Origin of the sequence: Proteus sp. HMSC14B05, from assembly GCF_001808035.1 — a bacterium.
In the GTDB taxonomy this organism is placed as follows: domain Bacteria; phylum Pseudomonadota; class Gammaproteobacteria; order Enterobacterales; family Enterobacteriaceae; genus Proteus; species Proteus mirabilis.
Map to the genome: position 1 here is coordinate 17355 of NZ_KV791996.1, position 18168 is coordinate 35522.

General features: G+C 40.3%; 15 protein-coding genes and 4 tRNA genes. 18 read left to right on the forward strand and 1 reads right to left on the reverse strand.

Annotation, left to right across the window (positions count from 1 at the left end; genetic code table 11):
* Nucleotides 1–2 precede the first annotated feature (2 nt).
* The gene (rhlB, locus tag HMPREF3129_RS12545; protein WP_004246356.1) at nt 3–1301 is read right to left on the reverse strand and encodes an ATP-dependent RNA helicase RhlB; all 1299 of its coding nucleotides are present in this window, start codon (nt 1299–1301) and stop codon (nt 3–5) included.
* A gap of 119 nt (nt 1302–1420) precedes the next feature.
* Here rhlB and trxA point away from each other — a divergent pair, with 119 nt between their 5' ends.
* From trxA to HMPREF3129_RS12635, 18 genes are all read left to right on the forward strand, one after another.
* A complete protein-coding gene (gene trxA / locus HMPREF3129_RS12550; protein WP_004246355.1) occupies nt 1421–1747 on the forward strand; it encodes a thioredoxin TrxA in 327 nt (108 codons plus the stop codon).
* A 561-nt stretch (nt 1748–2308) separates the two neighbouring features.
* Nucleotides 2309–3568 carry a transcription termination factor Rho gene (gene rho, locus HMPREF3129_RS12555; protein ID WP_004246354.1) on the forward strand — a complete coding sequence of 420 codons (1260 nt, stop codon included), beginning with the start codon at nt 2309–2311 and terminating at the stop codon, nt 3566–3568.
* A gap of 394 nt (nt 3569–3962) precedes the next feature.
* Complete coding sequence (gene wecA / locus HMPREF3129_RS12560) at nt 3963–5054, forward strand: UDP-N-acetylglucosamine--undecaprenyl-phosphate N-acetylglucosaminephosphotransferase (protein ID WP_004246352.1); 1092 nt, start codon at nt 3963–3965, stop codon at nt 5052–5054.
* Between the two features lie 23 nt (nt 5055–5077).
* The gene (gene wzzE, locus HMPREF3129_RS12565; RefSeq protein WP_004249670.1) at nt 5078–6136 is read left to right on the forward strand and encodes an ECA polysaccharide chain length modulation protein; all 1059 of its coding nucleotides are present in this window, start codon (nt 5078–5080) and stop codon (nt 6134–6136) included.
* A 129-nt stretch (nt 6137–6265) separates the two neighbouring features.
* Nucleotides 6266–7396 (forward strand): non-hydrolyzing UDP-N-acetylglucosamine 2-epimerase, encoded by a 1131-nt coding sequence (wecB, locus tag HMPREF3129_RS12570; RefSeq protein ID WP_004246349.1) that lies wholly within the window; start codon nt 6266–6268, stop codon nt 7394–7396.
* Nucleotides 7393–8655, forward strand: coding sequence for a UDP-N-acetyl-D-mannosamine dehydrogenase (wecC, locus tag HMPREF3129_RS12575; RefSeq protein ID WP_004246348.1), 1263 nt, complete (start codon nt 7393–7395; stop codon nt 8653–8655). Before wecB ends, wecC begins: the two co-directional genes overlap by 4 nt.
* The gene (gene rffG, locus HMPREF3129_RS12580) at nt 8646–9719 is read left to right on the forward strand and encodes a dTDP-glucose 4,6-dehydratase (protein WP_175437871.1); all 1074 of its coding nucleotides are present in this window, start codon (nt 8646–8648) and stop codon (nt 9717–9719) included. The genes wecC and rffG overlap by 10 nt, the downstream gene beginning before the upstream one ends.
* An 18-nt stretch (nt 9720–9737) precedes the next feature.
* Nucleotides 9738–10619 carry a glucose-1-phosphate thymidylyltransferase RfbA gene (gene rfbA / locus HMPREF3129_RS12585; RefSeq protein WP_004249667.1) on the forward strand — a complete coding sequence of 294 codons (882 nt, stop codon included), beginning with the start codon at nt 9738–9740 and terminating at the stop codon, nt 10617–10619.
* Nucleotides 10597–11310, forward strand: coding sequence for a dTDP-4-amino-4,6-dideoxy-D-galactose acyltransferase (gene rffC / locus HMPREF3129_RS12590; protein WP_036919570.1), 714 nt, complete (start codon nt 10597–10599; stop codon nt 11308–11310). Before rfbA ends, rffC begins: the two co-directional genes overlap by 23 nt.
* A gap of 1 nt (nt 11311) precedes the next feature.
* A complete protein-coding gene (gene rffA / locus HMPREF3129_RS12595) occupies nt 11312–12442 on the forward strand; it encodes a dTDP-4-amino-4,6-dideoxygalactose transaminase (protein WP_036919573.1) in 1131 nt (376 codons plus the stop codon).
* 1 nt (nt 12443) lies between these two features.
* On the forward strand, nt 12444–13700 hold the full coding sequence (gene wzxE, locus HMPREF3129_RS12600) for a lipid III flippase WzxE (RefSeq protein WP_004246342.1): 1257 nt from the start codon (nt 12444–12446) through the stop codon (nt 13698–13700).
* Entirely contained in the window at nt 13697–14782 is a 1086-nt protein-coding gene (locus HMPREF3129_RS12605; RefSeq protein WP_004249664.1) for a TDP-N-acetylfucosamine:lipid II N-acetylfucosaminyltransferase, read from the forward strand. The genes wzxE and HMPREF3129_RS12605 overlap by 4 nt, the downstream gene beginning before the upstream one ends.
* On the forward strand, nt 14779–16143 hold the full coding sequence (gene wzyE, locus HMPREF3129_RS12610) for an ECA oligosaccharide polymerase (RefSeq protein ID WP_004246340.1): 1365 nt from the start codon (nt 14779–14781) through the stop codon (nt 16141–16143). The genes HMPREF3129_RS12605 and wzyE overlap by 4 nt, the downstream gene beginning before the upstream one ends.
* On the forward strand, nt 16143–16880 hold the full coding sequence (gene wecG / locus HMPREF3129_RS12615; RefSeq protein WP_004246339.1) for a lipopolysaccharide N-acetylmannosaminouronosyltransferase: 738 nt from the start codon (nt 16143–16145) through the stop codon (nt 16878–16880). Before wzyE ends, wecG begins: the two co-directional genes overlap by 1 nt.
* Before the next feature lie 225 nt (nt 16881–17105).
* Nucleotides 17106–17182, forward strand: a tRNA-Arg gene (locus HMPREF3129_RS12620).
* Between the two features lie 63 nt (nt 17183–17245).
* Nucleotides 17246–17321: transfer RNA gene (locus tag HMPREF3129_RS12625), tRNA-His, on the forward strand.
* 22 nt (nt 17322–17343) lie between these two features.
* Nucleotides 17344–17430, forward strand: a tRNA-Leu gene (locus tag HMPREF3129_RS12630).
* A gap of 27 nt (nt 17431–17457) precedes the next feature.
* A tRNA-Pro gene (locus tag HMPREF3129_RS12635) sits at nt 17458–17534 on the forward strand.
* Nucleotides 17535–18168: the final 634 nt, after the last annotated feature.

The window sequence follows — 18168 nt, forward strand, 5'->3', positions numbered from 1 at the left end:
ATTTATGAGTGACTCGGGCGTTTATTACGGTTATTACGTTGAGTATTATTTCCTCTACGAGGTGCCGAATTATTACGACGAGGCTGACCTTGACGAGGACGATGACGACGTTTTGGCTCAGGTAAATCAGTTAATAATGCATCACTGTTATATTTACTAACAGGAATAGCATGTTGAATATAGGTCTCAATCGCCGGTAAATTCAACGCGTATTCTTCACAGGCTAAGCTAATTGAGTTACCACTTTTACCCGCACGTCCAGTTCTACCTATACGGTGTACATAATCTTCACAGTCATCAGGTAAATCATAGTTAAAGACATGTGTTACAGAAGGTATATGAAGACCACGAGCTGCAACATCGGTTGCCACAAGAATATCAATATTACCTTGGGTAAAATCTTCTAGGATACGCAGACGTTTTTTCTGTGGCACGTCACCTGTTAATAGACCTACGCGGTGTCCATCTGCGGCAAGATGCGCCCAAATATCATCACAACGATGTTTGGTGTTAGCAAAAATAATACAGCGCTCTGGCCACTCTTCTTCAATTAAGGTTTGCAGAAGACGCATTTTTTCTTCATTAGAAGGATAGAACAGCTCTTCTTTTATGCTAAACCCAGTTTTTTGTTCAGGTTCAACTTCTACATATTCAGGGTTATTCATCTGCTCGAAAGCTAACTCTCTGACACGATATGAGAGTGTGGCGGAAAAGAGCATATTCATACGCTCTGCGGCATTTGGCATGCGACGGAATAACCAGCGAATATCTTTAATAAAGCCCAGATCGTACATTCTGTCTGCTTCATCAAGTACGACAACTTGAATAGCGTTAAGATTAATGTGACCTTGTTTTACATAGTCAATTAAACGGCCCGTGGTACCGATAACGATATCTACACCGTTATTTAATACTTTAAGTTGTTCGTCATAGCCATCTCCACCATAGGCTAGACCCATTTTAACACCAGTGCTTTGTGCTAAAGGTTGTGCATCTGTATAAATTTGCACAGCTAATTCGCGCGTTGGCGCCATAATCAGTGCACGAGGTTGATTCTTTTCATGCCCTTCTTTTGCAGGGTGAGTTAAAAGATAATGAAACGTCGAGGTTAAAAACGCCAACGTTTTTCCTGTTCCTGTTTGGGCTTGCCCAGCAATGTCATGACCTTTTACAGTGATAGGTAACGTCAATGCCTGAATTTGTGTACAATTAGAGAACCCTTTTTTCTCAAGGGCTTCTATCACTTTTGGATGCAAGGCGAAGTCGGAAAACTTCTTTTCTGTCAAATATGTTTTGCTCATAATGTAATAGAATATCAGTTATAGGTTGCATTACAAAAGGATATCCGCTGAAATGCTGATAGTCTTTTGTTATTTAATGTTACACTGGTACGGTCAATATTATTCTTTGGAGTAGAACAATGAGCGATAAAATCCTTCACTTATCTGACAACACATTCGATGTTGATGTATTACAAGCAACCGGCCCCGTGCTCGTTGATTTCTGGGCTGAATGGTGCGGCCCATGTAAAATGATTGCTCCTATTCTAGATGAAGTTGCAACAGAATACGCGGGTAAATTAACAGTTGCGAAGCTAAATATCGATGAAAACCCTGCGACAGCACCAAAATACGGTATTCGTGGTATCCCTACACTGATTTTATTCAAAAATGGTGCAGTTGCTGCGACTAAAGTTGGTGCATTGTCAAAGACTCAATTAAAAGAGTTCTTAGACGAAAACATCTAATTTGATTTAAAGCACCAAAATAACGAAGGACGTTTAGATCTTGTTGGTATTTCTGTTACTGACCGCTAGACGTCCGCTTCGAAGCATGATAAGTTAGCGCCACTTACTTACATAATATAGCGGATTTTATTGGTCATATGATATGACATGGTTAATAAGTCTGAGATATTAAATATCAGGTTCAGATTGTTAGAGCTTTGATATAAACTATTTGAATATTGTATTTGAATAAACTATAAGTAATCTGAATTCATCTAACCAGTCCGGTTGTCTTAGAATAATCTATAGTATTCAAGGAATATAATTTTTCTATATATGTTCCTAACCCATAACTGAAAGTACAATCATCTTGTTACGGCAATGGATGTCACTTTCTGGGGACAGTGTTGTGACTGGTCTATATAGCATTAACATGCTTTCTAACATTATCACGATGTTTATACTGATGTTATAAAGTAGTAATCTGTAATTTTACACATGACGAAACTGACAGCGATTCGCTGTTATACTATTCACGTTCATAGTTCGAGAGTTACCCCGAGTTATTAAGAACCCACCATTATGAATCTTACCGAATTAAAAAATACGCCGGTATCAGAACTGATAGCACTTGGCGAAAATATGGGGCTAGAGAACCTAGCTCGAATGAGAAAACAAGACATCATTTTCTCTATCTTGAAGCAACATGCCAAAAGTGGAGAAGATATTTTCGGTGATGGAGTGCTGGAAATACTACAGGATGGCTTTGGCTTCCTACGTTCCTCAGACAGTTCCTACCTTGCTGGCCCAGATGATATCTATGTTTCTCCAAGTCAAATCCGTCGTTTTAACCTTCGCACTGGTGATACCATAGCAGGGAAAATTCGCCCACCTAAAGAAGGTGAACGCTATTTTGCCCTCCTTAAAGTGAATGAAGTTAACTTTGACAAACCAGAAAACGCCCGCAGTAAAATCCTCTTTGAAAACTTAACACCATTACATGCTAATAACCGCTTACGTATGGAACGTGGTAATGGTTCTACCGAAGATTTAACTGCCCGTGTACTCGACTTGGCTGCACCTATTGGTCGTGGACAACGTGGTTTAATCGTTGCCCCACCAAAAGCGGGTAAAACAATGTTGCTACAAAATATTGCGGCCAACATTGCTCATAACTATCCTGATTGCGTATTAATGGTACTTCTTATTGATGAACGTCCTGAAGAAGTCACAGAGATGCAACGTTTAGTTAAAGGTGAAGTTATTGCCTCTACCTTTGATGAGCCAGCATCTCGTCATGTGCAAGTAGCGGAAATGGTTATTGAGAAAGCCAAGCGTTTAGTAGAACATAAAAAAGACGTTATCATTTTATTAGACTCTATTACTCGTTTAGCCCGTGCTTATAACACCGTAGTACCTTCTTCAGGAAAAGTATTAACCGGTGGTGTGGATGCGAACGCGCTACATCGTCCAAAACGTTTCTTCGGGGCTGCTCGTAATGTAGAAGAAGGTGGTAGTTTAACCATTATTGCGACTGCATTGGTTGATACTGGCTCTAAGATGGATGAAGTTATCTACGAAGAGTTTAAAGGTACAGGTAATATGGAATTACACCTGTCGCGTAAGATTGCAGAAAAACGAGTATTCCCAGCAATTGATTACAACCGTTCAGGAACACGTAAAGAAGAATTACTGACATCGCAAGATGAGTTACAAAAAATGTGGATCCTGCGTAAAATTATCCATCCAATGGGTGAGATTGATGCAATGGAATTCCTCATTAATAAATTAGCGATGACAAAAACAAATGAAGAATTCTTCGACTTTATGAAACGCTCATAAAGTGTTATTACAAAATTGAGAGAGACAACAAAAAAAGAAAAAATTGTGTTGATGATAGAAAAATAAGTGATATCACACCAATTTAGAGGTTGTTAAACTCATTTACTTTGTGTAATTAACGATATGATAAAAACGCCACAAGTCAGTGGCGTTTTTTTTACATTGGACTTAGGTCTTTTATTATCATCGCAAAATGATAATTTGGTATGTATATTGCATATTTATAGTTTTAATAAAAATAGCGATAACATCAATAAAAATAGTTAAGGAAAATTTATTATTGATAAAGGGTGGTGGGTTACTGAGTAAACTCGTCGTGGTACAAGCTGGAGAAAGAATAAAAAACACATGGATGGGTAAATAACCAGCTATATTTATTATAGAGAACAGTACTGTGGATATACTAAAAATGAGCACAAATGTTTTTTACGTGTTCCTATTTTCTTTCGCTTTCCTATTTGTAGCTCGTAAGGTGGCAAAGAAGATTGGACTCGTAGATAAACCTAACTATCGTAAACGACATCATGGGTTGATCCCCCTTGTAGGTGGGATTTCAGTCTATTTTGGTATTGTTTTCGCTTTTTATGTTTCAGATATCTACATTCCTCACAAAGAGCTGTATTTGATTTGTGCGGGGATACTTGTTTTTATCGGTGCGCTTGATGATCGTTATGATATCAGTGTCAAAATCAGGGCAACTATCCAAGCGTTAGTGGGTATTGCTATGATGGTATTCGGTGGTTTAAAACTTGAATCACTTGGTCATGCTTTTGGGCCTTGGGATATGCATTTAGGGCCTTTTGGTTATATCGTCACGCTATTTGCTGTTTGGGCTGCAATCAATGCCTTTAATATGGTGGATGGTATTGATGGTTTATTAGGCGGTCTTTCTTGCGTTTCGTTTGGTGCGCTGGGTATTTTACTTTACCAAAGTGGAAGCTCTGCACTTGCGTTTTGGTGCTTCTCATTTATTGCCGCGATTTTACCTTATATCATGTTAAACCTTGGTGTTTGTGGTAAAAAATTTAAAGTCTTTATGGGCGATGCGGGAAGTACGCTAATAGGCTTTACTATTATTTGGCTATTAATTTCCTCTACTCAAGTTGATCCTCATCCAATCAATGCGGTTACTGCATTATGGATCATTGCTATTCCTCTTATGGATATGGTGGCAATTATGTACCGCCGTTTACGTAAAGGAATGAGTCCTTTTTCACCAGACCGTCAACATATCCACCATTTAATTATGCGAGCAGGTTTTACCCCTCGCCAAGCTTTTGTTTTGATCACGCTTGCAGCCGCGGTGTTGGCCGCTATTGGTATTATTGGTGAAAACTTATCTTTTGTACCAGAATGGGTAATGTTGGCATTGTTTTTGCTTGCTTTTGTTATGTACGGTTATTGCATTAAACGCGCGTGGCGAGTCGCTCGTTTTATTAAACGATATAAACGTCGCCTACGTAAAGCGACACAACTTAAGCATTAAATAAGCAGAGGTCTTTTAACGTGATGAACTCGGAAAATAACGTCTCCCGACAGGGGTTTTCACCCGATAATGAACTCGATATTCGAGGTCTTTGTTGTGCACTATGGTCAGGAAAACGCTGGATAATAGGGTTCGCGCTGCTTTTTGCGCTGATTGCATTAGGGGCATCTTACTTGATGCAACCTAAATGGAGCGCTATTGCGATGACAGAGAGACCTACTGTGAATAATTTAGGTAGTTATTATTCTCAGTCTCAGTTCTTACGTAATCTTGATACGCAAATTAATCCGTCTGTGACTGTTTCTCAGTTAAGTATCCCTGATGAAGCTTATCAAGAGTTTGTAACACAGATTTCAGCTTTTGATACACGACGTGAGTTTTGGCTGCAAACGGATTATTACAAACAACGTAAAGAAAATGATGCGCAAGCAGACGCGGCATTATTAGATGAGCTCATCAATAATATTCAATTTACACCGGCTGATGAGAAGAAATTGGTTAATGATCAATTGAAACTCATTGCTGAAACGGCCAACGATTCGAGTCAACTGCTCAATGAATATATCGCTTTTGCGAATAAACGTGCCGCAGAGCATCTAAATGAAGAAGTGATTGCCGCATGGGCAACTCGAACACAATCGATGAAAGCCTTAGTGAAACGCCAAGAAATGGCCGCTCAAGCTGCTTATCAACGACAAATTAATTTACTCAAACAATCGATTAAAGTTGCTGAGAAACAAGGTATTTCTCAAAAACAGACCTCGATTGCGATAGATGAATTACCGGATTCGAAGCTGTTTCTACTCGGCGTGCCTTTATTGCAATCACAGTTAGAAACATTAATGGCAACAGGACCAGATTTTGATAGTGATTATGATCAAAATACGGCAATGTTATCCACCCTCGCGGTAGGTGCTAAATTACAAGATAACTTCCAAACTTACCGTTTCTTACGTACACCTGAAGATCCTGTGAAACGAGATAGTCCTCGCCGTGCCTTTATGATGGTGCTTTGGGGTGCTATTGGTGTTTTAGTGGGCGCGGGTGTGGCATTAGTCAGACGTAGTTCATTAAAAAAATAATCATTATTACCTTTTTATCATTTTAATAATAACGAGACATCAGGTGTATTTTCACCTGATGCCCCTGAGAATAAGGGCATATTGCTTTCCCAAAAATAAGCAATATAACAAAGAAAAAAGAGAGCCACTGTGAAAGTGTTGACTGTTTTTGGCACACGCCCTGAAGCGATCAAAATGGCACCTTTAGTGCACGCTTTAGCAAATGATGATTCGTTTGAGGCGAAAGTTTGTGTTACGGCCCAACATCGAGAAATGCTTGATCAGGTATTAAATCTTTTCGAGATCAAACCAGATTATGATCTCAATATTATGAAACCAGGACAAGATTTAACAGATATAACCTGTCGCATTTTAGAAGGTTTAAAACCTGTTCTAGCGTCATTTCAACCTGATGTTGTGTTAGTACATGGTGATACAACCACCACCATGGCGGCAAGCCTTGCTGCTTTTTATCAACAAATCCCCGTCGGTCATGTTGAAGCGGGATTACGTACCGGTAATCTCTATTCTCCTTGGCCAGAAGAAGCGAATCGGACAATTGCCGGCCATTTGGCGATGTACCATTTTGCTCCCACTGAAACTGCAAAGTTAAATCTGGTGCGAGAAGCGGTTGCGGATAAAAATATTTTTGTTACCGGCAATACCGTTATTGATGCGCTATTTTGGGTTAGCGAGCGAGTGATGGGAAATCAAACCCTGCTCGATGAACTTGCTGTGCAATATCCCTTTATTCAGCCAGAAAGAAAGATGATCTTAGTTACGGGACATCGCAGAGAAAGCTTTGGGGGTGGTTTTGAGCGCATTTGCCAAGCATTAGCAGAGATTGCATTGGCTCACCCCGATGTTGAAGTTGTCTATCCTGTTCACTTGAATCCTAATGTAAGTGAACCCGTAAAGCGTATTCTGCATGGAATTAATAATATTAAATTAATTCAACCGCAAGATTACCTGCCTTTTGTTTATTTAATGAACCACGCTTACCTTATTTTAACTGATTCAGGTGGTATTCAAGAAGAGGCGCCTTCATTAGGTAAACCTGTTCTTGTTATGCGCGATACAACAGAGCGCCCTGAAGCAGTTGAAGCCGGTTCTGTGCGTTTAGTGGGTACAGATACTAAACGTATTGTTAGCGAAGTAACCTCTTTATTGACAGACGAAAACGCATATCACCAAATGAGTAAAGCAACAAATCCTTATGGTGATGGTCATGCCTGCCAACGTATTCTTGAAGCATTGAAAAATAATCAGGTGACATTATGAGTTTTGAAACTATTTCTGTTATCGGCCTCGGCTACATTGGATTACCAACAGCGGCAGCTTTTGCCTCTCGTAAAAAAAGTGTTATTGGTGTGGATGTTAACCAACACGCTGTTGATACCATTAATAAAGGTCAAATTCACATCGTTGAACCTGATCTGGATAAAGTGGTAAAACAAGCTGTTGAAGAAGGGCATTTAAAAGCCTATACCACACCACAACCCGCAGACGCTTACCTTATTGCAGTTCCAACCCCCTTTAAAGGCGAACATGAACCTGATCTGGCTTATGTTGAAGCCGCTGCGCGTTCAATAGCACCTGTACTTAAGAAAGGTGATTTGATTATTTTAGAATCAACCTCACCCGTTGGAACAACAGAACAAATGTCACAGTGGCTTGCGCAGGCACGTGAGGATTTAACTTTCCCACATCAACAAGGTGAAAATGCCGATATTGATATCGCTTATTGCCCTGAGCGTGTATTGCCAGGACAAGTGATGGTTGAACTTATCCGCAATGACCGTGTTGTGGGGGGCATGAACCGTAAATCATCAGAGCGTGCCAGCGAGTTATACAAAATTTTCCTTGAAGGTGAATGTGTTATCACTAATGCCCGTACTGCAGAGATGTGTAAGCTAACAGAAAATAGCTTCCGTGATGTGAATATTGCATTTGCTAATGAGTTATCCCTGATTTGTGCCGACCAAGATATTAATGTGTGGGAGCTAATTAGTTTGGCTAATCGTCATCCTCGCGTGAATATTTTACAGCCGGGTCCTGGTGTCGGTGGACACTGTATTGCCGTTGATCCTTGGTTTATCGTGTCTCAAAATCCTAAACAATCACGCTTAATTCATACTGCCCGTTTGGTCAATGATGGCAAACCTGTATGGGTTATCGATCAAGTTAAAGCCGCTGTGGCGGATTGTTTAACTGAAACCGGTAAACGTGCTAACGAGATCAAAATTGCCTGCTTTGGTTTAGCCTTTAAACCTAATATTGACGATTTACGTGAAAGTCCAGCAATGAATATCACCCAACAAGTTGCTAACTGGCATAGTGGGAAAACATTTGCTGTGGAGCCAAATATTCATGAATTACCGACTAAATTAAAAGGTATCACTGAATTAGTCTCTACAGAGCAGGCATTAAAAGAGGCGGATATTGTTTTAATGTTAGTCGACCATCAACAGTTTAAAGCGATACCTGGTAGCCAAGTTACCCAAAAATGGATTGTCGATACAAAAGGAGTATGGCGTTGAGACGTATTTTAGTCACAGGTGGCGCCGGTTTTATCGGCTCCGCAGTTGTTAGACATATTATTGATAACACCAATGACAGTGTCGTCGTGGTAGATAAACTGACTTACGCGGGAAATTTAGAGTCACTTGCCCCAGTGGCAAACAGTGAACGTTACGCGTTTGAACAGGTTGATATTTGCGATCTCGCTGCACTTGATAGTCTATTTGCGCAATATCAACCAGATATCGTGATGCATTTAGCCGCGGAAAGCCATGTTGACCGCTCTATTGATGGGCCTGCAGCGTTTATTGAAACTAATATTGTTGGTACTTACACCTTATTAGAAGCTGCACGTCATTTCTGGTCAGTATTACCTGAAGATAAAAAAGCGGCATTTCGTTTCCACCATATTTCAACTGATGAAGTGTATGGCGATTTAGAAGGAACGGATGATTTCTTTACTGAAACGACACCTTATGCACCAAGTAGCCCTTATTCAGCTTCTAAAGCATCCAGTGACCACCTTGTACGAGCATGGTTGCGTACCTATGGCTTGCCAACATTGATCACCAATTGTTCAAATAACTATGGCCCTTATCATTTTCCTGAGAAATTAATCCCGCTGATTATTTTGAATGCAATTTCAGGAAAACCACTGCCTGTTTATGGCAAAGGTGAACAAATTCGCGATTGGCTCTATGTTGAAGATCATGCCCGTGCATTGTATTTAGTGGCAACAACGGCTCAACCGGGTAAAACATATAATATTGGTGGTCATAATGAACGCCGTAATATTGATGTAGTGACAACTATTTGTGAATTGCTCGAAGAGTTGCATCCTAATAAACCTGCTGGTGTGGCGAAATATGTTGATTTAATTACCCATGTAAAAGACAGACCGGGTCACGATCTACGCTATGCTATTGATGCCGCTAAAATTGCAGCAGAGTTAGGTTGGAAACCACAAGAGACCTTTGAGTCAGGTATTCGTAAGACGGTATTGTGGTATTTAAATAACCAAACTTGGTGGCAACGAGTACTAGATGGCTCTTATGCAGGAGAGCGTTTAGGACTGGGTGATTGATTACGTGAAGGATAAATGATGAAAGGTATTATTTTAGCGGGTGGCTCTGGTACACGCTTACATCCGATAACGAAAGGGGTATCGAAACAGCTGTTACCTATCTATGATAAACCCATGATCTATTATCCGCTCTCAGTACTTATGTTAGCGGGAATTCGTGATATTTTGATTATCACCACTCCTGATGATCTCACTTCATTTCAACGTTTATTGGGTGATGGCTCTGCATTTGGTGTCCATCTGCAATATAAAGTTCAGCCATCTCCTGATGGCTTAGCTCAAGCCTTTATTTTAGGGGATGAGTTTATTGGTGATGAGCACTGTTGTTTAGTCTTAGGCGATAATATCTATTTTGGTCAAGGGTTTAGCCCCAAACTAAAACAAGTTGCTCAACGTCAGCGGGGCGCAACAGTATTTGGTTATCAAGTGATGGATCCGGAGCGCTTCGGTGTTGTTGAATTTGATGATGATTTCAAAGTGCTGTCAATAGAAGAAAAACCTCAACAGCCTAAATCGAATTGGGCGGTCACTGGGCTTTATTTCTATGATAACCGCGTGGTTGATTTTGCGAAAAAGGTGAAACCTTCTGTTCGTGGTGAGCTTGAGATAACCTCGATTAATCAGATGTATCTTGAGTGTGGTGAGCTTAATGTGGAGCTATTGGGACGCGGTTTTGCTTGGTTAGATACGGGGACTCACGATAGTTTAATTGAAGCCAGTACTTTTGTACAAACCGTTGAAAAACGTCAAGGTTTTAAAGTGGCGTGTCTGGAAGAGATCGCTTGGCGTAATGGTTGGTTAACTGACGAACAAGTTAGAGAAAGCGCAAAATCACTCGCCAAAACAGGTTATGGCCGCTATCTATTGGATTTATTACATGTCCGTCCTCGCCAATATTAATTATCTTGAGTGGGAGAGCGATTTTTTCTCCCTCAATACAGGCCGTCTTGAGTTTAGTGCTCAAGCGCCTGTTTTAACACAAGATAGGCTTGAGCAATTTACGGTTGTTCATGCCAAAGTTGCTTCCTATGATCTTCTACTGATTGATAACTTAATGCAATTAGGATTTCAATTCGCTGAAGGTGAAATAGATTTCAAATTGCCAATTGGCACAGAAAATGCTTGTGAAAATATTGCTGAAATACATTTTCGCACTGCCAATGAAACTGATATCCCATTATTAATGACAACGGCTTCTGCGGCTTTTGTACAAAGTCGCTTTCGAGCGCCATGGTATCAAGAAGGTGATAGCAGCCGTTTTTATGCATTATGGGTAAAAAAAGCGGTTTTAGGCACTTTCGATGATAGCTGTTTATTGACGATGGATCGCGAAAATAAGGTTACAGGGTTTGTAACATTACGTCGGATTTCTGAGAGTGAAGCAAGAGTGGGATTACTTGCTGTAATGCCCAATAGAACAGGACAAGGCATTGGTAAGCAACTGATGTCGGTGGCGAAGTATTGGTGTCAACAGCAAGGTCTATCAACCCTCTATGTTGCAACACAAATTAGCAATATTGCAGCTTCGCGTTTATATACACAAAGCGGTGCTTTAATTGATAGCACTACTTATTGGTTATACAGGGGATAATATGATTCCGTTTAATAAACCACCCGTTGTTGGCACAGAATTAGAGTATATGAAACAGGCGATGGAAAGTGGCAAGCTCTGTGGTGATGGCAACTTCACAAAAAAATGTGAAAAGTGGTTAGAAGAACAATTTCATTGTCATAAGACGCTGTTAACACCTTCTTGTACAGCATCGTTAGAAATGGCGGCTATCCTTCTGGATATCAAACCCGGCGATGAAGTGATTATGCCGAGTTTCACTTTTGTTTCGACTTCGAACGCCTTTGTTTTACGTGGTGCGACTATTGTGTTTGTCGATATTCGTCCAGATACCATGAACCTTGATGAAACAAAAATTGAAGCGGCGATTACGGAGAAAACGCGTGCGATAGTGCCCGTTCATTACGCAGGTGTTGCCTGTGAAATGGATACCATTATGGCAATCGCCAAAAAGCATAACCTGTTTGTCGTTGAAGATGCTGCGCAAGGGGTAATGTCGACTTATAAAGGCAGAGCCTTAGGAACTATCGGTCATATTGGTTGCTATAGCTTTCATGAGACGAAAAACTATTCATCAGGTGGTGAAGGTGGGGCAACACTGATTAACGATCCGGCTTTAATTAATCGTGCGGAAGTGATCCGTGAAAAAGGCACCAATCGTAGTCAATTTTTCCGTGGGCAAGTTGATAAATACACTTGGCGTGATATTGGCTCTAGCTATTTGCTGTCTGATTTGCAAGCCGCTTATCTTTGGGCGCAACTCGAACAAGCCGATAAAATTAATGAACGTCGTTTAGCATTCTGGCAAATCTATTACGATGCATTAACGCCGTTAGCCGAACAAGGTTTGTTAACATTGCCTGTTGTACCAGACGGTTTAGAGCATAATGCCCATATGTTCTATATTAAACTTAATGATATAGAGCAGCGTACGGCTTTTAATGAGTATATGAAAGCACAGGGCGTCTTAACAGTATTCCACTATGTATCACTGCATACGAGTCCTGCAGGAATGAAGTTTGGTCGTTTTGATGGTAAAGATATTTTCACTACACAAGAGAGTGAACGCTTGGTGCGCTTACCGATGTTCTACAACATGACTGAAGAAGAGCAGCAAACCGTTATTCATCATATTCGTCATTTCTTTGCTTGATATGTCGTTAGCTAAAGCTTCAATTTGGACAGCTGGGTCAACCTTGATAAAAATCGGGGCTGGCCTGTTGGTCGTAAAGTTATTGGCGGTCTCCTTTGGTCCCTCCGGAGTGGGACTTGCGGGTAACTTCCGCCAATTAATTACCGTTCTTGGTGTACTGTCAGGGGCGGGTATTTTTAATGGTGTAACAAAATTGATTGCGCAATATCAAGATGATGCAGTACAACGCAAAAATGTGTTGGGTACATCATCATCAATGATATTGCTGTTTTCTACACTACTTGCCATTTTATTTCTTATTTTTACCACACCAATTAGTCGCGTTTTATTTGGTGATGACTATCTGCAATATCTAGATATTGTCAGAATGGTTGCCTTTATTCAGATGGGGATTGCCTATGCCAACTATTTTCTGGCGATATTAAAAGGTTATCGAGATGCATCTGGAAACGCTTTAGCGATTATTGCGGGAAGTTTAATTGGTGTTATTGCCTATTATCTCTGTTATCTCGTTGCCGGTTATCATGGTGCATTAATTGGCTTAGCTTTAGTACCTGCACTGATTTTATTGCCAGCGATGGTTATCTTAATAAAACGTAAGCGTTTTGCTCTCAGTGAATTAAAACCAAGTTGGGATAAGGCTATCGCCAGTCATCTTGGTAAATTTACCATTATGGCGCTACTGACTTCTATCACTTTACCCGTCGCTTATATAATGATGCGTAACTTGTTAGCAGAACATTATAGCTGGGATGATGTTGGCATTTGGCAAGGGGTTAGCAGTATATCGGATGCTTATCTACAATTTATTACAGCATCATTTTCTGTTTACTTATTACCCACACTTTCACGATTAACGCAAAAAAGTGAGATAGCCAAAGAGATAACCAAGTCACTGAAATTCGTCTTGCCAGCGGTGGCAGTGGCTAGTTTTATGGTTTGGTTATTGCGAGATTTTGCCATTTGGTTGCTATTTTCTGAAAAATTTATCGCTATGCGAGAGTTATTTGCTTGGCAACTGGTTGGTGATGTGTTGAAAGTAGGGGCTTATGTTTTTGGCTATCTGGTGATTGCAAAGGCTGCTTTGCGTTTTTATATTCTGACAGAAGTGAGCCAATTTGCCTTATTAACGCTTTTTTCACGCTGGCTTATTCCTGAACATGGTGCTTTAGGTGCAGCTCAAGCCTATATGGCAACCTATATTATTTACTTCCTTCTCTGTAGTTCTGTTTTCGTGATTTATTGCAGGCGCAAATGACAACTTTGATTTACGTACTAGGTTCAGACATTGTGCATCATAACAACACAATGTTACGCTTTTTTAACGACCACCTCGTGACTGAGGCGGCATTAACGTATAAACCTCGTTTTATCGTTGCCAGTAAAGATAACTCGTTATCATCACTTTATCCTCATTTAGAGATTGAGTGTTTAGCGGATAAAAAACAAGTCGCGCAGAGAGTGGTAGCATTAGCTAAAGCAGATAGAAAACAACGTTTTCTATTTCTGGGGCAATTTAATGCGCCTATTTGGCTTGCTTTATTGATGGGCAAAATTAAACGTCATCAGTTCTGGTGGCATATTTGGGGTGCTGATCTTTATCAGGATGCTAAGCAATTAAAATTTAGACTGTTTTATCTATTGCGTAAACTTGCGCAAAAACGGGTTGGACGTGTGTTTGGTACACGGGGTGATCTAAATTATTTTGCTCAATCAAATGTTAATATCCCCGCGAATTTGCTCTATTTCCCAACAAGAATGGATCCGGCGCTGACGCTTACAGAAAAGAAGGCCGTTGATCCTCAGCATATTACTATTGTATTAGGTAACTCAGGCGATAAATCTAACCGCCATATCGATGCTTTAAATGCGATTGCTGAACAATTTGGTCATAAAGCAAAAGTGATCATTCCTATGGGATATCCCGCTAATAACGAGGATTATATTCAGCAAGTATCTGATGCAGCGACAAACTTATTTCCAACAGAACACGTTGAGATATTACGACATAATCTTGCCTTTGATGATTATCTCGCACTCTTAAAAACCTGTGATTTAGGTTATTTTATTTTCCAACGTCAGCAGGGTATTGGTACGTTATGCCTGTTGATCCAATTTGGGATCCCTTTTGTGATTAGCCGTCAAAATCCATTTTGGCAAGACTTAACAGAGCAAAGTGTTCCCGTTTTCTTCTCTGGTGATAAACTTGATGTGGCGTTAATTGAAGAAGCGCAACGTCAATTATTGCTACTGGATAGGAAGAATATCACCTTCTTTGCACCTAACTTTATCCAAGGTTGGAAGCAATTGATTGAGATGAGCACAGGAGACACCCAATGACATTGGCGCAATTGGGGGGGTTAACCCTTGTCTACTTTATCTCGTTGGGGTTTATTTTATTACTGACCTACCAAGAGTTTCGTCGGGTACGCTTTAATTTTAATGTCTTCTTTTCCATGCTTTATTTGCTGACATTCTATTTTGGCTTTCCATTAACTTGTTTATTAGTCTTTCAGTTTGATGTGGCAGTTGTTCCTGTCGATGCCTTATTACACGCTCTATTAGCCGCTACTAGCTTTTATGCGATTTATTATGTCACTTATAAGGTAAGGCTAAGAAAAGCCTCTAGCGAGCCTTCTAGGCCGTTATTTACGATGAATCGGGTAGAGACCAACCTAACTTGGATACTGTTAGCGTTAATTGCTATCGTCACTGTGGGCATATTTTTCTTACAAAATGGTTTCTTACTCTTTAAGTTGAAAACATATAGCCAAATTTTTTCAAGCCAAGTATCAGGTGTGGCGCTAAAACGCTTTTTCTATTTTTTTATTCCTGCAATGCTGGTGGTCTATTTCTTAAAGCCCACACAACAACGTTGGCTTTTTTTCCTTTGTGCGACGGTCGGCTTTGGCATTTTGACCTATGTTATCGTCGGGGGAACACGCGCAAATATCATTATTGCGTTTGCACTATTTTTATTTATTGGCATCGTACGTGGTTGGATAACCTTATGGATGTTAATCGCTGCAGGTGTGATGAGCATTGTCGGTATGTTTTGGTTAGCACTAAAACGTTACGGGCTTGATGTCAGTGGTGCCGAAGCTTTTTATACCTTTTTATATCTGACTCGCGATACCTTCTCTCCTTGGGAAAATCTTGCATTATTGTTGAATAATTACGACAAAATCGAGTTTCAAGGACTCGCACCTATTATTCGCGATTTTTATGTGTTTATCCCTTCATGGGTTTGGCCACAAAGACCAGATGTCGTACTAAATTCAGCAAACTATTTTACTTGGGAAGTGCTTAATTATCATGCAGGACTTGCCATTTCACCAACGTTAATTGGCTCCTTGGTGGTGATGGGGGGCGTTGTATTTATCCCCTTAGGCGCGGTGGTTGTTGGGCTTATTATTAAGTGGTTTGATTGGCTCTATCAGCAGGGGTTAAATGAACACAATCGCTACAAATCTGCCATTCTTCAAGCATTTTGCTTTGGTGCTATTTTTAACATGATTGTTTTAGCGCGTGAGGGCGTTGATTCGTTTGTGTCTCGCGTGGTCTTTTTCTGTTTAGTATTTGGTGCCTGTTTAATTGCAGCCAAACTCCTGTATTGGTTATTTGAAAGTGCAGGATTAGTTCGTCACTATGTTATTAATCAAGTGCGCAATAAACCTCGTTTAGAACAAAAGGAAAAGTAATGGATACAAATTCAATTCCGAAGTATTCCATCCGTGGGCACAATATCTGGGGATTTAAAGATATGGCGCATTTTTTGGATTATCTTTATCAAGGTGCGCAAATTAAAAGTGGCTCTTTAATTGCGATTAATGCAGAAAAAATCTTAACCGCAGAAACAGATAAAGGCCTAAATCAGTTATTAGATGAAGCGGATTATTTGTACGCCGATGGCATTAGTGTTGTTCGCGGCATTCGACGTAAATATCCTGATGCACAAGTATCTCGTATTGCGGGAGCTGATTTGTGGGAAGCTTTAATGGAGCGTGCCGGGAAAGAAGGCACACCGGTCTTTTTAGTTGGTGGCAAACCTCAGGTATTGGCGCAGACGGAAAGTAAATTAAAGGCACAATGGAATGTGAATATTGTCGGTAGCCAAGATGGTTACTTTACGCCACAAGATAGAGATGCACTTTTTGAACGTATCAAAGCTTCTGGGGCAAAGATTGTGACCATTGCCATGGGCTCACCTAAGCAAGAGCTATTTATTCGTGCTTGTCGGCAAGTACACCCAGACGCGTTATATATGGGCGTAGGTGGCACTTACGATGTTTTTACAGGGCATGTTAAGCGTGCGCCAAAAGCATGGCAAAATTTAGGCCTAGAGTGGTTATATCGTTTACTGTCACAACCTAGTCGGATCAAGCGCCAATTTAAGTTATTAAAATTTGTTGGTTATTACTATTCCAATAAATTGTAAGTTGCGTGAGTATTTTTTGTCGGCAATAAGTGTTAAATAGCAAAAATCTCAATCTTTACTGGTATCTTGATTGTTTGATTATTATACTAATGGGGCGTTGAGTGGGTAAAAACGCTCCATTTATCGACGAAATGCACAAACTATCGTCAAACAAACTTTTTTTTTCAAAAAGCACTAGACAGACAGTGCGTAAATCCGTACTATCCTCTCCCGCAACGGCGTGAAGCGCCCGTAGCTCAGCTGGATAGAGCGCTGCCCTCCGGAGGCAGAGGTCTCAGGTTCGAATCCTGTCGGGCGCGCCATTAAAGCGTGCTAAGAGTTACGGTGAAGAGCGTTGTTGTCGAAGTAGTAAGATAGCTGTTATGGTGGCTATAGCTCAGTTGGTAGAGCCCTGGATTGTGATTCCAGTTGTCGTGGGTTCGAGTCCCATTAGCCACCCCATCTTATCTTAGTTTTTGTTTATGCGAGGGTGGCGGAATTGGTAGACGCGCTAGCTTCAGGTGTTAGTGTCCTAACGGACGTGGGGGTTCAAGTCCCCCCCTTCGCACCATAAACAAGATAAGTGCAGTCATTCAGACGGCGAGTAGCGCAGCCTGGTAGCGCAACTGGTTTGGGACCAGTGGGTCGGAGGTTCGAATCCTCTCTCGCCGACCAATAAGAAAAAGCCTCGATATATATCGAGGCTTTTTTGCATTTATTATCAAGCTATTGACAGCGATATTGTCTTATTTCATTTATATTGTTGTATCTTCCTTCTGTCCTTTCTCTTTTGTCCTTTTGCTACTGTCCTAAACACAATAGACCGTTTATCTATGATTCATGATTAAAGCAGGTTGTTGGCTCTTTTAGTTTAAAAAGGGAGATCATTAGGCTATTTGTTTACAGGGCAGTGTAAGTATATTAGTTAAAGATTATTAATAATTTGTATTACCGCCTGATTTTATACTACATAAAAAGAGCATCATGAGAAAGTTAAATGATTTATGTAACCGTATGAATTTAAATGAAATATTTTTTATTGTCGGTAAAAAACAACACATGGCAAATTTGATGTCGCTAAAAGGTGACATTTAACTCAATGATTTTTATATATTATATACTGGTGTTCGCTTAACTGTCGTGAAACAGAGACGAGTTGGCAAATTTATTTTTTCTCTTTTATTTAACAATAGCCTGATAAAAATACGCTCTCTGATCTTTTATATTTTAAATACGCCATACAGGCGAAGGCGCCTAAAAAATTCAATTAGTTAGTTTTATGCTGTTTGGGAATTAATTTTTTATTGGC

Bases quoted from the DNA above. Each gene is read 5' to 3' on its own strand.
- rhlB (WP_004246356.1), bottom strand. From the start codon at position 1,301: ATGAGCAAAACATATTTGACAGAAAAGAAGTTTTCCGACTTCGCCTTG.
- trxA (WP_004246355.1), top strand. From the start codon at position 1,421: ATGAGCGATAAAATCCTTCACTTATCTGACAACACATTCGATGTTGAT.
- rho (WP_004246354.1), top strand. From the start codon at position 2,309: ATGAATCTTACCGAATTAAAAAATACGCCGGTATCAGAACTGATAGCA.
- wzzE (WP_004249670.1), top strand. From the start codon at position 5,078: ATGAACTCGGAAAATAACGTCTCCCGACAGGGGTTTTCACCCGATAAT.
- wecC (WP_004246348.1), top strand. From the start codon at position 7,393: ATGAGTTTTGAAACTATTTCTGTTATCGGCCTCGGCTACATTGGATTA.
- rffG (WP_175437871.1), top strand. From the start codon at position 8,646: ATGGCGTTGAGACGTATTTTAGTCACAGGTGGCGCCGGTTTTATCGGC.
- rfbA (WP_004249667.1), top strand. From the start codon at position 9,738: ATGAAAGGTATTATTTTAGCGGGTGGCTCTGGTACACGCTTACATCCG.
- rffC (WP_036919570.1), top strand. From the start codon at position 10,597: ATGTCCGTCCTCGCCAATATTAATTATCTTGAGTGGGAGAGCGATTTT.
- rffA (WP_036919573.1), top strand. From the start codon at position 11,312: ATGATTCCGTTTAATAAACCACCCGTTGTTGGCACAGAATTAGAGTAT.
- wzxE (WP_004246342.1), top strand. From the start codon at position 12,444: ATGTCGTTAGCTAAAGCTTCAATTTGGACAGCTGGGTCAACCTTGATA.
- HMPREF3129_RS12605 (WP_004249664.1), top strand. From the start codon at position 13,697: ATGACAACTTTGATTTACGTACTAGGTTCAGACATTGTGCATCATAAC.
- wzyE (WP_004246340.1), top strand. From the start codon at position 14,779: ATGACATTGGCGCAATTGGGGGGGTTAACCCTTGTCTACTTTATCTCG.
- wecG (WP_004246339.1), top strand. From the start codon at position 16,143: ATGGATACAAATTCAATTCCGAAGTATTCCATCCGTGGGCACAATATC.